Genomic DNA, 14,426 nt, shown 5'->3' on the forward strand with positions numbered 1-14,426 from the left:
ACCCGTTGAGTCTTCGCCGTACCGTCTCCTGCGCGATCGCCCTGGGCGTCGCCGCCGCCCCGGCGGCGGCCGTACCCGCCCTCGCCGCGCCGGTGTTCCCGGCGACGGCGGGCGCCACTCTGGTCGGCCTGTCCGTGGCACCCGAGGCGGGCGGCGCCGAGGGGCTGTGGGGCACCGTCTACGTCAGCTCCGAGGTCGGCGGGGAACGGCTCGCCGCCGACACCGCCAGCGACCCGAGCGGGCTGCTCGAACCGGTGTCGGTGGTGGGGCCCGCCGAGGCGACGGTCAACACCACCGCGCGGGACGGGGGGCGGGCCGAGGCCGTGGCCGAGCTGGGCGGGCTCACCCTGACCCTGTCCGGCACCGACACGCCCGCGGTCGAGGTCGGGCCGCTGCGCAACTCGATCACCTGCGACTTCTCCGGGAACCTGGAGTGGGAGAGCGGGCCGGACCCCGAACGGGTCGTCACGGTGTTCGGGACCGCGCTCACCCCGTCCGGCGGCGAGGCCTCCGCCGAGGTCGAACTGGCCGACGGGAGGACCGCCGAGGTGACGGTGACCGACCACGCCCCGGCCGAGGGGGACACCGGCGAGGGCCGGATGTACACCGGCGTCACGGCGACCGTCGACGGCGCCGAGCTGTTCGACCTGACGATGGCGGCCGTGTCGGTGGAGTGCCCCACCGACGGCGGGGCCGAGGACGCCCCGGCCTCCGGGGAGCGGGGCGGCGGGGACCCGTCGGAGGAGGCGTCCCCCCAGGAGGAGGCGTCCCCGGACCCGGACACCGAAAGCCCCTCCCCGGAGGGCGGGACCCCCGGCGCCGACGCCCCCGACGAGGGCACCGGCCCCGGGACGGACGGTCCCACTCCGACCTCCGCCCCGGCGGCCGACGACGGGGGCGCCGGCCCGGGGGGCCTGCCGATCACCGGCGCCGCCCTGGCCGGGCTGGTCACCGCCGGCGTGCTGGCGGTCGGCGGCGGCGCGGCCGCGGTCTACCTGGCCCGCCACCGTTCCCACGGCCACGGCGACCGGGACACCCGGCCCCCGTCGGAGGAGCCGTAGGACTCGACGAAGCGCTTCTGGCGGCGGGTCTCGACGGCGTGCGGGGAGTAGTGCTCGCGCACGTAGGCGACGGCGTCGGCGGCCGGGACCCCGTCGAGGACGGCCAGGCAGGCCAGGGCGGTCCCGGTGCGGCCGCGGCCGCCCAGGCAGGCGAACTCCACCCGCTCGTCGGCGGCGCGCTCCAGGGCCCCGGCCAGCTCCCGGGTCAGGGCCTCGGGGTCGGCGGGCAGCCGGAAGTCGGGCCAGCGCACCCAGCGGGACTCCCAGGGGACCGGCGGCGGGGCCTTGTGGAAGAGGTACACGCCCAGGTCGGGCACGGGGCCCTCCGGCAGGGGACGGGCGAGCGGGCGGCCCCGGACCAGGCGGCCCGAGGGCAGGCGCAGAACGCCCGCGGCTCCGGGGTTCCAGGTGGTGGTCATCCGGTGAGACTAGCGTCCCGTCCGCCGCCCCGGAAAGAGTCCGATGACCGGAGGTGTACTAGGCTGCCCCCGTGAAGAACACGCACTGGCACGTCGTGCTGCCACCCCCGTGCGCCTGACCGGGCGCACCGCACTCCCGAGCTGAGCGAGTCCCGACCGCACCGCGGTCGGCCGCCGTCGTGCGCCCGCACCGGACGTCCCCAGACGCACGATGACGGAGAGAAACACGACCGTGTCGCACGACCTTTCTTCACCGACCCCCGCCCTCACCCTGCTCCGGGGCCCGCTGCCGATCCTGGCGGCGGCCGTCCTGTGGGGCACCACCGGCACCGCCGCCACCCTGGGCGCCTCCCACGCGCCCGCCGCCGCGGTGGGCTCCGCCGGGCTCGTCCTGGGCGGGTTCCTGCTGTTCCTGACCGGCCGGGGCGCCTGGGCGCTCCTCGCCCGCGGGGACCGGTCCACCCGCCGCACGCTGGCCCTGGGCGCGGTGGCGGTGGCCGGATACCCGCTGACGTTCTACCCGGCCGTGTCCGAGGCCGGGGTGGCGGTCGCCACCGTGATCACCCTGGGCTCCTCGCCGGTGTTCTCCGGGCTGCTCGCCTGGTGGGCCGACCGGCGGCGGCCCGACCCGCGCTGGACCGTCGCCACCGCCGCGGCCGTGGCCGGCTGCGCGGTGCTGGTCCTGGGTTCTGAGGACGGGGGCACCGACCCGGTGCGCCCGCTGGGCGTGCTCGCCGCGCTGGCGGCCGGGTTCTCCTACTCCGCGTACGCCCTCATCGCCGAACGCCTCATCCGGCGCGGCCACGGGTCGTCCGCGGTGATGGGCGCCCTGTTCCTGGGCGGCGGGCTGCTGGCGCTGCCGGTGGTCGCCGCCCTGGGCGCGGGCTGGCTGGCCACCGGGAGCGGCGCGGCGGTCGCCCTGTACCTGGCGGTGTTCACCGTGTTCCTCGCCTACCGGCTGTTCGGGCAGGGACTGCGGCACACCCCGGCGGTGGTGGCCACCACCTTGACCCTGGCCGAACCGGCGGTGGCGGCCCTGCTGGGCGTCCTGGTGCTGCACGAGCGCCTGGCCCCGGCCTCCTGGACCGGCCTGGCCGTCCTGGTGCTGGGCCTGGCGGTGCTGCGCGCCCCCTCCCCGCGCCGTCCCTGACGCCCGGCGCACCCGCGGCACCCGGACGGCGGGGCGGCCCGCCGTCCGGGTGCCCGCGTCAGTCCTCGCCGGATCGGTCCCCGACGGTGACGTCGACCTTGTCCGGGTAGAAGGCGGCGTGGCCGGCGATCCGCGCGACCGCCGGGTAGGGCTCCTCGTAGACCCACAGGGCGTCGGCCAGCTCCACCCCGTCGACCGTGAGGGCGCGGTAGGTGGCGGTGCCCTTGTAGGGGCAGTAGGTGGTGGTCGGGGTGGGGCTCAGCAGCGCGGGGTCCACGTCGGCCAGCGGGATGTACTGCACCGGCGGGTAGGAGGCCTCCCTGAGCGTCAGCGCGGCCGCGGTGTCGGCGACGACCCGGCCGCCGACCCGCGCGACCACGCGCGCGCCGGTGGGCTCGATGGTGATGGGGTGGTCGGGTCCGGGGACCCGCATCCGTCCGGTCATGTGCGTCCTCCCTCTCGCCGCCGAGACTACCCCGCGGCCCCGGCGGACTGCGGGGTTATCGAACCACCTATGGTCCTACCTCTGGATCGTCCGGTGCGGACGTCAGTACGCTGCCGGGCACCCCCGCTCCCCCGACCCGGAAGGGCCCTCCCCTTGCGCAGTACCCCGGCGGCCCGAGCCGCCCGACTCGCCGTACTCCCCCTGCTGGCCGCGGCGATCGCGGTCCCCGCCCCCGCCCAGGCCTCCCCGCTCGCCGAGGACGGCACCGTCGTCCCGATCCAGGTGACCGGCGACCCCTCCGAACGGTTCAACCTCGTCATCCTCGGCGACGGCTACACCGCGGAGGAGATGCCCCTGTTCCGCGAGCAGCTGGCCGCGCACCTGAACGTCCAGTGGAGCATCGAGCCGTTCCGCTCCTACCGCAACTACTTCAACGTCTACGCCGTGGAGACGCCCTCGGCCGAGTCCGGCGTCGACTGCGACCCCGCACTGGACGGCGGGACCCGCGACACCGCCCTGGGCATGGGCTTCTTCAACGGCTGCGACGACACCTCGCTGGAGCGCCTGCTCACCGTGGACGAGGCCGCGGCGAACACCGCCGCCGACCTCGTGCCCGGGGTCACCGCGGACAACCGGCAGATCCTGGCGCTGGCCAACAGCACCACCTACGGCGGGCGCGGCGGGCGCACCGCCACCGCGTCCTCGGGCAACGCGCTCTCGGCGCTGATCAGCCCGCACGAGCTGGCGCATTCGCTGGGGCAGCTCCAGGACGAGTACCCGTACTACTTCCGCGACACCAGCCTGGGCCGCTACCCCGGCCGCGAGCCCTCCTCGGTGCACCACACGCTGATGACCGCCGAGGAGATGACCGCGGCCGAGGCCAAGTGGTGGCGCTGGCTCGGCGAGGAGAGCGAGTCCGGGGGCGTGATCGGCGCCGCCGACCCCGGCGGCAACGAGGGCGGCCTGTACTACTCCGAGGGCGTGTGGCGGCCCAGCCGCCATTCGATGCTCAAGACCCTGGGCTACTACTTCGACCAGGTCGGCCGGGAGGTGATGACGCACCGCATCTCCGGGCTGCGCGACCAGCGGACCCTGCCGGTGACGTCCACCCCCGAGGGCGAGGTCGGCCCGCGGGACGTGCTGTGGGCCGAGGGCCCGCACCCCGCGTACCACGAGCTGGAGTACACCTGGTCGGTCGACGGCGAGGAGCTGGAGGAGGCCGCCGGGGCGCGCGCCCTGGAGCTGGCCGGGCTCGACCTGCCCGCCGGGACCGAGGTCGGCCTGCGGATCCAGGACCCCACGGAGTTCGTGCGCGACCCCGAGATCCGCGCCTCCTCCGCGATGACGCGGACCCTGGAGTGGACCGTCGGCGAGGCCCTGGAGCCCGACGACCCCGGCGCCGGCTTCACCCGGTTCCGCGACACCGGACGCGCCGTCGGCGCCGACGAGGTCGTGTACGTGGAGACCACCCACCCCACCGACCGGGTGCCGCAGGTGTCCTGGACGCTGGACGGCGAGCCCGTGTCCACCTCGGCCGACGGGCGCACCCTGGACCTGGGCGCGCTCGACCCGGCGCCGGGGACCCGTGTGCTGTCGGCGACGGTCACCGACCCGGCCGACCCCGGCGGGGACTCCGAGACCCTCACCTGGACGGTGGACGCCGCCGACCCGACCGCGCCGCGCGAGCTGTCCGCCCCCGCGGCCCGGGTTCCGGGTCAGGAGCACCACCTGTACTTCAACGAGTTCTCCATGCGCCTGTCCCCCCAGGACGACGGCGAGGGGCACGTGGTCGGCGAGTTCCGCGTGGACGGCGACGGCTGGCACCACTACTACGGCTGGCCCTCGGACTCGCGGGCGCCGTTCCTGTTCACCCCCGACGGCACCAACGTCGACGACCTGGTCTACGGCAGCCTGGGCAGCGGCGGCCTGTCCATGGCGGTGTTCGAGGTGGACGGCCACGAGCCCGGCTGGGGCACGCACGAGGTGGAGCACCGGGCGATCGACGCGGCCGGGAACATCGGCGAGCCCGAGTCCTTCCGGGCCACCGTCGTGCCCGGCGCCGACCTGGAGTGCACCGAGACGGTGACCGGCACCGTCACCGGCGGCCTGCGGGTCGAGGAGGGCGTGGTCTGCCTCGACGGCGCCGACGTGCGGGGCCGGGTCACCGTCGCCTCGGGCGCCTCCCTGGTGGTCTCCGGCGGCACCCTGCGCGGCGGGCTGGCCTCCTCGGGGGCGCACACCGTGCGGCTCACCGGCACGGAGGTGCGCGGTTCGGTGTCCGTCACACGGACCTCGAACGAGGTGGCCGTCCTGGGCTCCGTGCTGACGGGCTCGGTGTCGCTCACCGGCAACACCCAGGTCCCGTCCGACACCTGGACCGGCGGCGCGGAGGGCTACGGCCCGGTCCTGGCGGGCAACGAGGTCCGCGGCTCCCTGTCCTGCTCGGGGAACACCCCGGCGGTCGGGGACTTCGGGGCGGACAACACGGTCGCCGGCTCCGCCTCGGGGCAGTGCGCCGACCTGTGACACCCGTCCTCCGGCGCCCGCGCCGGAACGGCCGGGGGCGGGACCGCGCGGTCCCGCCCCCGGCCGCGGTCACTGCTCGCGGGCCTCGCGGTGGCGGCGGGCCGGGTTGACCGGCTCCAGCACCGCCAGGCACTCGACGTGGTGGGTCATCGGGAAGGCGTCGAAGGCCCGCAGGTCGACCAGCCGGTACCCGGACCGGTCGAACTCGGCGAGGTCGCGGGCCAGGGTGGCCGGGTCGCACGACAGGTAGGCCACCGCCCGCGGCCGGGTCCCGGCGATGGAGCGGACCACCTCGGCGCCGGCCCCCGCGCGGGGCGGGTCCAGGGCGACCACGTCGGCGCGCACGTCGGCCCACTCGCGCATCTGCGCGGCCACGTCGTGCTGCTCGATGCGCGCCTGCTCCAGGTCGCGCAGGTTGTACCGGGCGTCGCGCACCGACTCGGCGCCGCTCTCCACGCCCAGGGCGCGCCCCTCGGGGCCGACGGCCTCGGCCAGGGCGGCGGTGAACAGTCCGGCGCCGCAGTACAGGTCCAGCGCGGTCTCCCCCGGCTTGGGGGCCAGCGCGGCCAGGATCGCCTCGGTGAACACCCGGGCGGCGGCCGGGTGGACCTGCCAGAAGCCGCCCGCGCCCACCCGGAACTCGCGTTCGCCGACGATCTCGCGCACCCCGCGGCGGCCGCGCACCTGCTGGACGCGTCCGCCCTTGAAGCGGCGCAGCACGGCGCTGGACGCCTTCAGCTCGGGCAGGGTGCCCAGCTTGGCCCCGGTGGGGGTGACCACGACCGCCCGGTCGGCGCGCTCGGCGGCGGCCACGGCCTCGACCTCGCGCACACCCGGCCAGGGCAGCTCGGTGACGCCCAGCTCGGTGACGCCGGGGTGGGCGATGAGGCAGCGGTCCACCGGCTCGATGTCGTGGGAGCGGTGGCGGCGCAGGCCGGGGACGCCGTCGGCGTCCACCGCGAACCGCACCCGGGTGCGCCAGCCCAGGTTGTCGGGGGTGCCGGGCAGCTCCTCGACGACGACCTCGCGGTCGATCCCGGCGATCCGGCGCAGCTGGTCGGCGACCACCCGGGCCTTGAGCAGCCGCTGGGCCTCGGGGGTGGCGTGCTGCCAGTCGCAGCCGCCGCAGGCGCCCGGGCCGGCGAACCGGCAGGGGGCCTCGACGCGGTCGGGGGAGGCGGTGAGGACCTCGACCGCCTCGGCGCGCAGCAGGTTGCTGGTGCGTTCGGTGACGCGCACCCGCACCCGCTCGCCGGGCAGGGCGTGGCGGACGAACACCACCTGCCCGTTGTGCCGGCCCACGCACCACCCGCCGTGGGCGACGTCGTCGACGGTCAGCTCGAACTCGGTACCGGCACGGGTCATGGCGGAGTTCCTCCGGGGATCGCGGATGTGGTGCGGCTGCGTCCACGGGGCGTCGCCCGTCGCGGGAGGAGGCTGAGGCGGGGCGCTGCGGGGCGCCCCGGGGTGCGCGTCGGCGCACGTCCCGCGGGTGACCTGCGCGCACGGCCACCGACCGCCCCAATCTACCGCCACCGCGGGCCGGATCCGGTCACGCCGGGCGCGCGGGGGCCCGGCCGGCCCCGCCGGTGTCGGCCCGAGCGCACGGGACGGTGGCCCGATGTGCCAAGGTGTCACTGAGAGGGCACGGGCGACCCCCGGGCCCGGGCGGCGCTGTTTCGACGGGAGTGCGGGCGAGGTGCACATCGTGATCATGGGGTGCGGCCGCGTGGGGTCCACGCTGGCGCACACACTGGTGGACCTGGGGCACACGGTGGCGGTGATCGACCAGGACCCCGAGGCGTTCCGGAGACTGCGCGGGGACACCGCCAAGCACGCGGTCCGGGGGCTCGGGCACGACCGGGAGGTGCTGTTGGCCGCCGGTATCGACCGGGCCCGGGCGTTCGCCGCGGTGAGCAACGGGGACAACTCCAACATCATCGCGGCCCGGGTGGCGCGCGAGACGTTCGGGGTGGAGCACGTGGTGGCGCGGATCTACGACCCGCGCCGCGCGGAGGTGTACCAGCGGCTGGGCATCCCCACCGTGGCGACGGTGCGGTGGACGGCGGACGCGATCCTGCGCCGGATGGTGCCGGGGGACGACCGCCTGACCGCGGGCCCGGAGTGGCAGGACGCCTCGGGGACGCTGGCGATGACCGAGGTCGCCCTGCCCGACGGGTGGGCGGGGCGGCCGGTCGCCGAGGTGGAGCGGAGGGCGCCGCTGCGGGTGGTGTACCTGGCCCGCAGCGGACGGATCGTACTGGCCGGCGCGGAGGTGGTCCTGGAGGAGGGCGACGTGCTGCACGCCGTGGCCGACACCCGGGATCTGGACGGCCTGGCAGCGCGGCTGCACGGCGACGGGGAGGTGTAGCGATGCGCGTCGCGATCGCGGGTGCCGGGAGCGTGGGGCGCTCCATCGCCACGGAGCTGGCGGGCAACGGGCACGACGTCCTGCTCATCGACCGGGACACCCGGGCGATCGGGGTGGACGACCTGCCGCAGGTGGAGTGGCTGCTGGCGGACGCCTGTGAGCTGTCCACGCTGGAGGACGCCCGGCTGGGCGACTTCGACGTGGTGGTCGCGGCCAGCAGCGACGACAAGGTGAACCTGGTCGTGTCCCTGCTGGCCAAGACCGAGTTCGGGGTGGGCCGGGTGATCGCCCGGATCAACGACCCCGTCAACGAGTGGCTGTTCAACGACTCGTGGGGGGTGGACCTGGCGGTGTCGCCGCCGCGGCTGATCGCGGACCTGGTCGAGGACGACCCGCAGGAGGAGTCCTTCGACGAGGACGCCCTGCCGCCGCTGCCGGGCGCGGAGATCGCCGAGTCGGTGCTGCACGCGCGCAGCCCGTTCGCGGGCCGGTCCGAGAGCGAGCTGGCCGCGGTGCTGCCCGAGGGCGTGGCGCTGGTCGCGGTGGTGGGTCCGGGCGGGGTGCGCGCGCCCGAGCCCGAGCGGGTGCTGTCGGTGGGCGACACCGTGGTGTTCCTGGCCGAGCCCGACGCGCTGGGACCGCTGGAGGAGCTCCTGGACCCGGCGGGCGAGGGGTCCGGGACCTGAGCCGGGGCGCGCCCGGCGGGCGCGCCCCTGTGCCCGCGCCGACCTGGGCCCGTGTCGGCCCGGCCCGGTCAGTCCCGGTCGGCGGGCCGCCCGGACAGCGGGGTGCGGCCGCGGGCGAGCACCCACACCATCGCGGCGAACGCCGCGACCTGGAGCGGCCAGCCCATGGCGACCTTGGACAGGCCCAGCGCCGCGAAGGTGTTCGCCCCGCCGTAGGTGGCGGCCGCCCACAGGGGGTACTGCACGGCCACGCGCAGGACGCAGGGCAGGACCAGGAGCCAGGTGAGCTTGGAGGCCAGTGAGACCACCGCGGGGTTCTCCCGCCAGGAGGTGAAGTCCTCCTTGTGCCCGATGAACGGGCCGATCATCAGGCCGATGGCGGGCCAGCGCACCAGTACCGACAGGCTCAGCACCAGCGCGTAGACGGCGTTGTAGATGATGCCGGGCAGGAAGGCGTCGGCGGCGTTGCCGCTGCGCATCGCGAAGACCGCGGCGATGCCGATGCCGAACAGGCTGGTGACGACGTACTGCACCGAGGAGCGCTGGACCAGCCGCAGCACGCCCAGCAGCAGGGCCGCGACCACCCCCAGGCCGATCGAGAGGCGCAGGTCCGAGCCGATGATGTAGGAGACGGTGAAGGTCAGGGTCGGGACGGCCGCCTCGACCATCCCCCGCTTGCCGCCCAGCGCCTTGGCCAGCTGGGAGCGGACCAGCGCCTCGACCGTCTCCTCGGTCACCGCCGGGGGCCGCTGCTCCTCGGGCTCCCGTCCGGTGTCCCCATCGGCGCGCTGCTGCTCAGTCATCTGCTCCCGGTCCGCTCCGCGTCGTCGGTGCCGCCCCCGGGCGGGGGACGCACGGTCATGATGCCCCAGACTACGCGACGCCCGTCCGCTCCCCCGGCCCCGGCGGGGCGGCTATCGGCCGGTTCGTCCGTGTGAGCGGCGTTTGGTCCGCGGGGCTTCTCACCGATTTCTCACCGGCCGGGGGCGGCCCCTCCGCCCGGCCCGGACGGGCGACCCTGGCCTGCGGCGTCGGTACTCCGTACGCTGGCCCCGGAGAACCACCGATCCGAGGAGCCCGATGTCGCCCATCCCCCTCCCCCGGAGGGACCACCTGGAGTTCGCCGCCGCCATGGACCGGGAACTGATCCATCCCGGCACCTCCCACGTGTGGTCGCCCCACTCGGTCGGCACCGTGTTGGCCCTGCTGGCCTCGGGTTCGTCCCACCGGACCCTGGCCCAGATCGTCTCCCTGATCGGCCGCGACTTCGCCGGGCAGCTGCTCGACCTGGACTCCTCGGTGGCCCCCGAGTCGGGCCTGGACCTGGCCGTGCTCAACGGCCTGTACGTCCCCCGGGACTTACCGCTGCGCCGGACGTTCGTGGACCACGTGCGCGCCCGGGGCGGCGCGGAGATCGCCAACGTCGACTTCCGGGGCGACACCGAGGGGGTGCGCCGGTACATCAACGGCCGGGTCGCCCAGGTGACCCGCGGCCTCATAGACCAGCTGCTGCCGCCGGGACTGCCGCCCCCCGACGTCCGCCTGCTGCTGGTCAACGCCCTGTGGGTGAAGATGGTCTGGCAGGAGTCGTTCAAGCCCTCCCGTACCAAGCCCGTGCCGTTCCGGGCGCCGGGCGGGAGCAGACCGGTGGCCACCATGCACCGCACCGCCAGGCTGCCGCTGGCCCGCGCGCACGGGTGGAGCCTGGTCAGCCTCGCCGGGGGGCACGGCCTGTACCTGGACGTGCTGCTGCCCGACACCGCCGCCCCCACACCGCCGCCGCTGGCCCCGGAGCTGCTGTCCGCCCTGTACCGGGCCCAGGCCCCGACGATGACGAAGCTGGCCCTGCCCCGGTTCACCGTGCGCACCAGCGTGTCCCTGCTGGGCCCCCTGACGCGGCTGGGCCTGGAGGAGATGGTCGGCGGCCGGGCACGGTTCGACGCCATCAGCCCCGAGCCGCTGGCGGTGAGCGAGATCCTGCACCAGGCCGTGCTGCGCGTGGACGAGAAGGGCGCCGAGGGGGCCGCCGCCACCGGCGTGATCATGATGCGCGCGGGCCTGCCCTCCCGGCCGGTGGAGTTCACCGTGGATCGGCCCTTCGTGTTCGCCCTGCGCCGCGGCGCCTCGATCCTCTTCATGGGCCGGGTCACCGACCCCGTCGACCCCGGACCCGCCGCCTGACCCCGCCCGCCGCCCGACCCCGTCCCTCCCCACGAGAAGGCCCGCCATGACACCGGAGCTCGACCCCGACCACCTCCGTTTCGCGCTGTCCCTGGAGGACTCCCTGGCCGAACCGGCCGCCTCGCACGTGTGGTCCCCGCACTCGGCGGCCACGGCGCTCTCCCTGCTCGCCGCCGGGGCCTCCGGGGAGGTGCTCGCGGCACTGACCCGCCTGCTGGCGGGGGCCGGCGGCTCCCTGGGAACGCACACCGCCGCCCTGGACGCGGCGGTGTCGGCCGAGGCCGCCGGCGAGGGTCCGCCGGACGGGTGGACCCCTCCCGGGCAGGAGGTCCCGCCGCTGGAGCTGGTGTCGGTGAACGACCTGTACGTGCGGGCCGGGCAGACCGTCCTGCCCGGGTTCGCCGCGGCGCTGGCCGAGCGCCCCTCCTCGGCGGTGCGCCACGCGGACTTCGCCGGCGCGCCGGAGAAGGTGCGCCAGGAGATCAACGCCTCCGTCGCCGAGATCACCCGGGGGATGATCCCCGACCTGCTCCCGGCCGGGTCCGTCACCGCGGGAACCCGGTCCGTGCTGCTCAACGCCCTGTGGGCGCGGCTGGTGTGGATCTCCCCGTTCGACCCGGAGAACACCGCGGAGCGGGTGTTCCACACCCCCGGCGGCGACCGGCGGGTGCCCACCATGCGGCAGACGGAGCACTTCCCGGTGGCGGAGGCCGCGGGGCTGCGCATGCTCACCCTGTCCGGGCACCACGGCCTGCACCTGGACATCGTCCTGTCCGGTGACGGCGCCGTCGCGGCCCCGGTGCTGACCGCCGGAACGTACCGGGCGCTGCTGGAGGCACGGCGCCCCGAACGGGTGGAGGTCACCCTGCCGCGCTTCCGGGTGGAGAGCGGTTTCGAGCTGCTGCCGCTACTGCCCGGTCTGGCGGCCGTCGCGGGCGGCCCCGGCGGCGATCTGAGCGGGATCACCGGCGACCCGCTCCAGGTGGACGCGATCATCCACCGGGCGGTGCTCAACGTGGACGAGGTCGGCGCGGAGGGCGCCGCGGCGACCGCCGTGATGATGGTCCTGGGGGCGATGCCGCAGCGGCCCCGGGAGTTCCACGTGGACCGGCCGTTCGCGTTCGTCCTGCGCCGCGGATCCGCCGCGCTCTTCCTGGGCCGGATCACCGACCCCGAGGACCCCGGGCCGGCGCGGACGCCGGACCCCTCCCTGTGAACGCGGTCCGGCCCGCACGGCGCGGGCCGGACCCGCCTCAGGCCTCGAACACCTCGAACCCGGTGGCGAGCGGCACACCCGCCCACTCCCCCGCCATCGCGGCGGCCTGCGGCAGGAACGACTTCTGGTCGAAGCCGTCCAGGTTGGCGAGGTAGACCTCGTGGGCGTCCAGGGAGGCCACCCCGGCCGCCAGGTCGTCCTCGCTCAGTTCGACGAAGTGCCCGGCCCGCGGCGAGGCGCCGAAGGCGACGAACCGCACCCCGGACCAGGGCTCCAGCCCGTCGGTGAGCTGCTCGGTGAAGACCCACCGGTTGGCGGCGTCGCGGACGGCGTCGAGCAGGGCGGGGCCCAGCACCCGGTGGTCGGCGTGGTTGAAGCCGCTCCCCCCGGCGAAGTGCTCGCGGAAGTTGATCGAGACGATCACCTCGGGCCGGTGCCTGCGGATCGCCTCGGCCAGGGCGCGGCGCAGCGGGAGCCCGTACTCCAGCAGGCCGTCGGGGAAGTCGAGGAACTCCACCTCGGCCCCCACCACGGCCGCCGAGGCGCGCTGCTCGGCCATCCTCAGCGGGGCGCACTCCCGGGGCGCCAGGCTGTCGATGCCCGCCTCCCCGCGGGTGACCATGAGTTCGGTGACCTCCTTGCCCTGGCGGGTCCAGCGGGCGATCGCCGAGGAGCAGCCGAATTCCAGGTCGTCGGGGTGGGCGACCACGGCCAGGGCCCGGGTCCAGTCCTCCGGCAGGGGCACGGGTGCGCTGTCGTTCGTCATGACCCCACCCTACGGCGGCGCGGCCCCGGACACGGGAACGCCCCGGAGCCGGGGCTCCGGGGCGGTTCCGTGGTGCCCGTCAGGCCTGCCCGGAGCCGTTGGGCGAGGCGCCCGGGGCGTCGGGCCGCGTCCCGTTGGGCGTGGTCCCCGGCGTCCCCTGCCCGGCGGCCCGGCGGGCCTGGGCCTGCTGGGCGGCGCGCGCCTGGGCGACCTTGGCCATCTGCTCCTGGACCTGCTTGGGCACGGTGATCGGCAGCAGCTCTCCGGGCGGGACGGGCTGGTCGCCGCGCACCACGACGACGTCGGAGAACAGCTTCTCCACCTCCGCCATCACCTCCGGCTTGGCGGCGCCCTCACCGCGGATCACACCGCGCAGCACCCAGCGCGGCCCGTCCACGCCGATGAACCGGACCCGCTGGGCCAGCTGGCGGCCGTCCTCGGTGGTCCGGCCGGGCACCGGGACCAGGGCCTTGAGCTCGGGGCCGAAGGTGCCGTCGTGGTCCTCGACCTTGCCGCCCTGCTTCTGGACCTGTTCGCGCAGCTCCTCGCGCATCTCGTCCCACAGGCCCGACGACTTGGGGGCCGCGAAGGCCTGCACCTGGACGGCGCTCTTGCCGCGCACCAGGGTCACGCCGATGGCCTTCTGCTTGCCCTGGGCGTCCTGGGCCACGTTGACCTGGATCTCGGTGCCCTGCTCCTGGGGCACCCGGATCCCGCCCAGGTCCATGCGCTTCAGCTCGGGCGCCTCCTCGGCGGCGTCCCACGGCCCGTTGGACCGGTACCGGTCGGCCTCCTTGACGGGTTCGCCGCCGGGATCGGCCGCGGCCCCGGGGTGCACCTCGTTGTCGAAGGAGACGGCACCGGCCGCGCCCTGACGGGGAGCACCGGCTCTGCCGTCCTCTTCTTTCCGCTTCTTGCGGCGGCGTCCAAACACGCCCTCACCTCTTCGTTCTCCGTTGGTCCCGGGGTCGCACCGGGTCGGGGACGTACGTCACCGCAGTGCGGCGCTGCCCCCGGTCGAACCGAAACCGCCCGCTCCGCGCGCCGATCCGGGCAGCGTGTCCGCCTCGACGAACACGGCCCGCTCCACGCGCTGGACCACCAACTGCGCGATCCGGTCGCCCCGGGTGAGTTTCACGGGGTCCGCGGAGTCGGTGTTGAGCAGGGTCACCTTGATCTCGCCCCGGTATCCGGCGTCCACGGTGCCCGGGGCGTTGACGATCGTGAGCCCGCAGCGCGCCGCCAGGCCCGACCGGGGGTGCACGAAGGCCGCGTACCCGTCCGGCAGGGCGATGGCCAGGCCGGTGGGGACGGTGGCCCGCTCCCCGGGCGCGAGGACGACGTCCACGGCCGTGTACAGGTCGGCTCCCGCATCCTGGGGATGCGCGTACTCGGGCAGGGGAAGGCCGGGGTCGAGGCGGTGGACCGTGATCGGGATCCGGCCGCCCTCCGGGGATGCGCTACTCACATTCGCCGAGCCTATCGCCCCCGGGGCGCTGCCCCGGCGTTCGACGGCGCCCCCGGGCGCCTTCCGTCCCGCTCCGGCGGGACAGCCGCCGCCGGGAACGCGTCGCGGGGCGGGGGGGGGGCGGCCCCGGCGCGGCA

At 75.7% G+C, this 14,426-nt stretch carries 14 protein-coding genes; 7 read left to right on the plus strand and 7 right to left on the minus strand.

Going from position 1 to position 14,426, the window contains the following annotated elements; all coding sequences use genetic code 11:
* Positions 1-5: 5 nt before the first annotated feature.
* A complete protein-coding gene (locus ACFVNO_RS28905; protein WP_378897290.1) occupies positions 6-1,061 on the plus strand; it encodes a hypothetical protein in 1,056 nt (351 codons plus the stop codon).
* On the opposite strand, the gene ACFVNO_RS28910 is transcribed toward ACFVNO_RS28905, so the two are convergent.
* Positions 992-1,480, minus strand: coding sequence for a protein phosphatase (locus ACFVNO_RS28910; protein WP_355266161.1), 489 nt, complete (start codon positions 1,478-1,480; stop codon positions 992-994). The genes ACFVNO_RS28905 and ACFVNO_RS28910 overlap by 70 nt on opposite strands.
* A 211-nt stretch (positions 1,481-1,691) precedes the next feature.
* On the opposite strand from ACFVNO_RS28910, the gene ACFVNO_RS28915 reads away from it, so the two are divergent.
* On the plus strand, positions 1,692-2,630 hold the full coding sequence (locus ACFVNO_RS28915) for an EamA family transporter (protein ID WP_355266164.1): 939 nt from the start codon (positions 1,692-1,694) through the stop codon (positions 2,628-2,630).
* Between the two features lie 58 nt (positions 2,631-2,688).
* Here ACFVNO_RS28915 and ACFVNO_RS28920 read toward each other — a convergent pair whose 3' ends face one another.
* Positions 2,689-3,075: a DUF427 domain-containing protein gene (locus ACFVNO_RS28920; RefSeq protein ID WP_355266167.1), complete on the minus strand. Its 387-nt coding sequence runs from the start codon at positions 3,073-3,075 to the stop codon at positions 2,689-2,691.
* Positions 3,076-3,228: 153 nt separating this feature from the next.
* Here ACFVNO_RS28920 and ACFVNO_RS28925 point away from each other — a divergent pair, with 153 nt between their 5' ends.
* On the plus strand, positions 3,229-5,601 hold the full coding sequence (locus ACFVNO_RS28925) for a M64 family metallopeptidase (RefSeq protein ID WP_378897295.1): 2,373 nt from the start codon (positions 3,229-3,231) through the stop codon (positions 5,599-5,601).
* Positions 5,602-5,670: 69 nt separating this feature from the next.
* Here ACFVNO_RS28925 and ACFVNO_RS28930 read toward each other — a convergent pair whose 3' ends face one another.
* The gene (locus ACFVNO_RS28930) at positions 5,671-6,966 is read right to left on the minus strand and encodes a class I SAM-dependent RNA methyltransferase (RefSeq protein WP_355266173.1); all 1,296 of its coding nucleotides are present in this window, start codon (positions 6,964-6,966) and stop codon (positions 5,671-5,673) included.
* 334 nt (positions 6,967-7,300) lie between these two features.
* Between ACFVNO_RS28930 and ACFVNO_RS28935 the strand changes: the two genes are divergently transcribed.
* Positions 7,301-7,972: a TrkA family potassium uptake protein gene (locus tag ACFVNO_RS28935; RefSeq protein WP_220560181.1), complete on the plus strand. Its 672-nt coding sequence runs from the start codon at positions 7,301-7,303 to the stop codon at positions 7,970-7,972.
* A 2-nt stretch (positions 7,973-7,974) separates the two neighbouring features.
* Complete coding sequence (locus ACFVNO_RS28940) at positions 7,975-8,658, plus strand: TrkA family potassium uptake protein (RefSeq protein WP_355266176.1); 684 nt, start codon at positions 7,975-7,977, stop codon at positions 8,656-8,658.
* Positions 8,659-8,726: 68 nt separating this feature from the next.
* On the opposite strand, the gene ACFVNO_RS28945 is transcribed toward ACFVNO_RS28940, so the two are convergent.
* Positions 8,727-9,461 (minus strand): DUF3159 domain-containing protein, encoded by a 735-nt coding sequence (locus ACFVNO_RS28945; protein ID WP_355266179.1) that lies wholly within the window; start codon positions 9,459-9,461, stop codon positions 8,727-8,729.
* 277 nt (positions 9,462-9,738) lie between these two features.
* On the opposite strand from ACFVNO_RS28945, the gene ACFVNO_RS28950 reads away from it, so the two are divergent.
* Both ACFVNO_RS28950 and ACFVNO_RS28955 read left to right on the plus strand, forming a co-directional pair.
* Positions 9,739-10,839: a serpin family protein gene (locus ACFVNO_RS28950; RefSeq protein ID WP_378897300.1), complete on the plus strand. Its 1,101-nt coding sequence runs from the start codon at positions 9,739-9,741 to the stop codon at positions 10,837-10,839.
* Between the two features lie 46 nt (positions 10,840-10,885).
* Positions 10,886-12,055 carry a serpin family protein gene (locus tag ACFVNO_RS28955; RefSeq protein WP_378897303.1) on the plus strand — a complete coding sequence of 390 codons (1,170 nt, stop codon included), beginning with the start codon at positions 10,886-10,888 and terminating at the stop codon, positions 12,053-12,055.
* Between the two features lie 37 nt (positions 12,056-12,092).
* On the opposite strand, the gene ACFVNO_RS28960 is transcribed toward ACFVNO_RS28955, so the two are convergent.
* The 3 genes from ACFVNO_RS28960 to dut all read right to left on the minus strand — a co-directional run bounded on the left by ACFVNO_RS28960 (position 12,093) and on the right by dut (position 14,289).
* On the minus strand, positions 12,093-12,821 hold the full coding sequence (locus ACFVNO_RS28960; protein ID WP_378897306.1) for a PIG-L deacetylase family protein: 729 nt from the start codon (positions 12,819-12,821) through the stop codon (positions 12,093-12,095).
* A gap of 79 nt (positions 12,822-12,900) precedes the next feature.
* Complete coding sequence (locus ACFVNO_RS28965) at positions 12,901-13,755, minus strand: DUF3710 domain-containing protein (RefSeq protein ID WP_355266190.1); 855 nt, start codon at positions 13,753-13,755, stop codon at positions 12,901-12,903.
* A 57-nt stretch (positions 13,756-13,812) separates the two neighbouring features.
* The gene (dut, locus tag ACFVNO_RS28970) at positions 13,813-14,289 is read right to left on the minus strand and encodes a dUTP diphosphatase (RefSeq protein ID WP_220560175.1); all 477 of its coding nucleotides are present in this window, start codon (positions 14,287-14,289) and stop codon (positions 13,813-13,815) included.
* Between the last annotated feature and the right edge of the window lie 137 nt (positions 14,290-14,426).

Origin of the sequence: Nocardiopsis sp. NPDC057823, from assembly GCF_042797335.1 — a bacterium.
GTDB lineage: Bacteria > Actinomycetota > Actinomycetes > Streptosporangiales > Streptosporangiaceae > Nocardiopsis > Nocardiopsis changdeensis.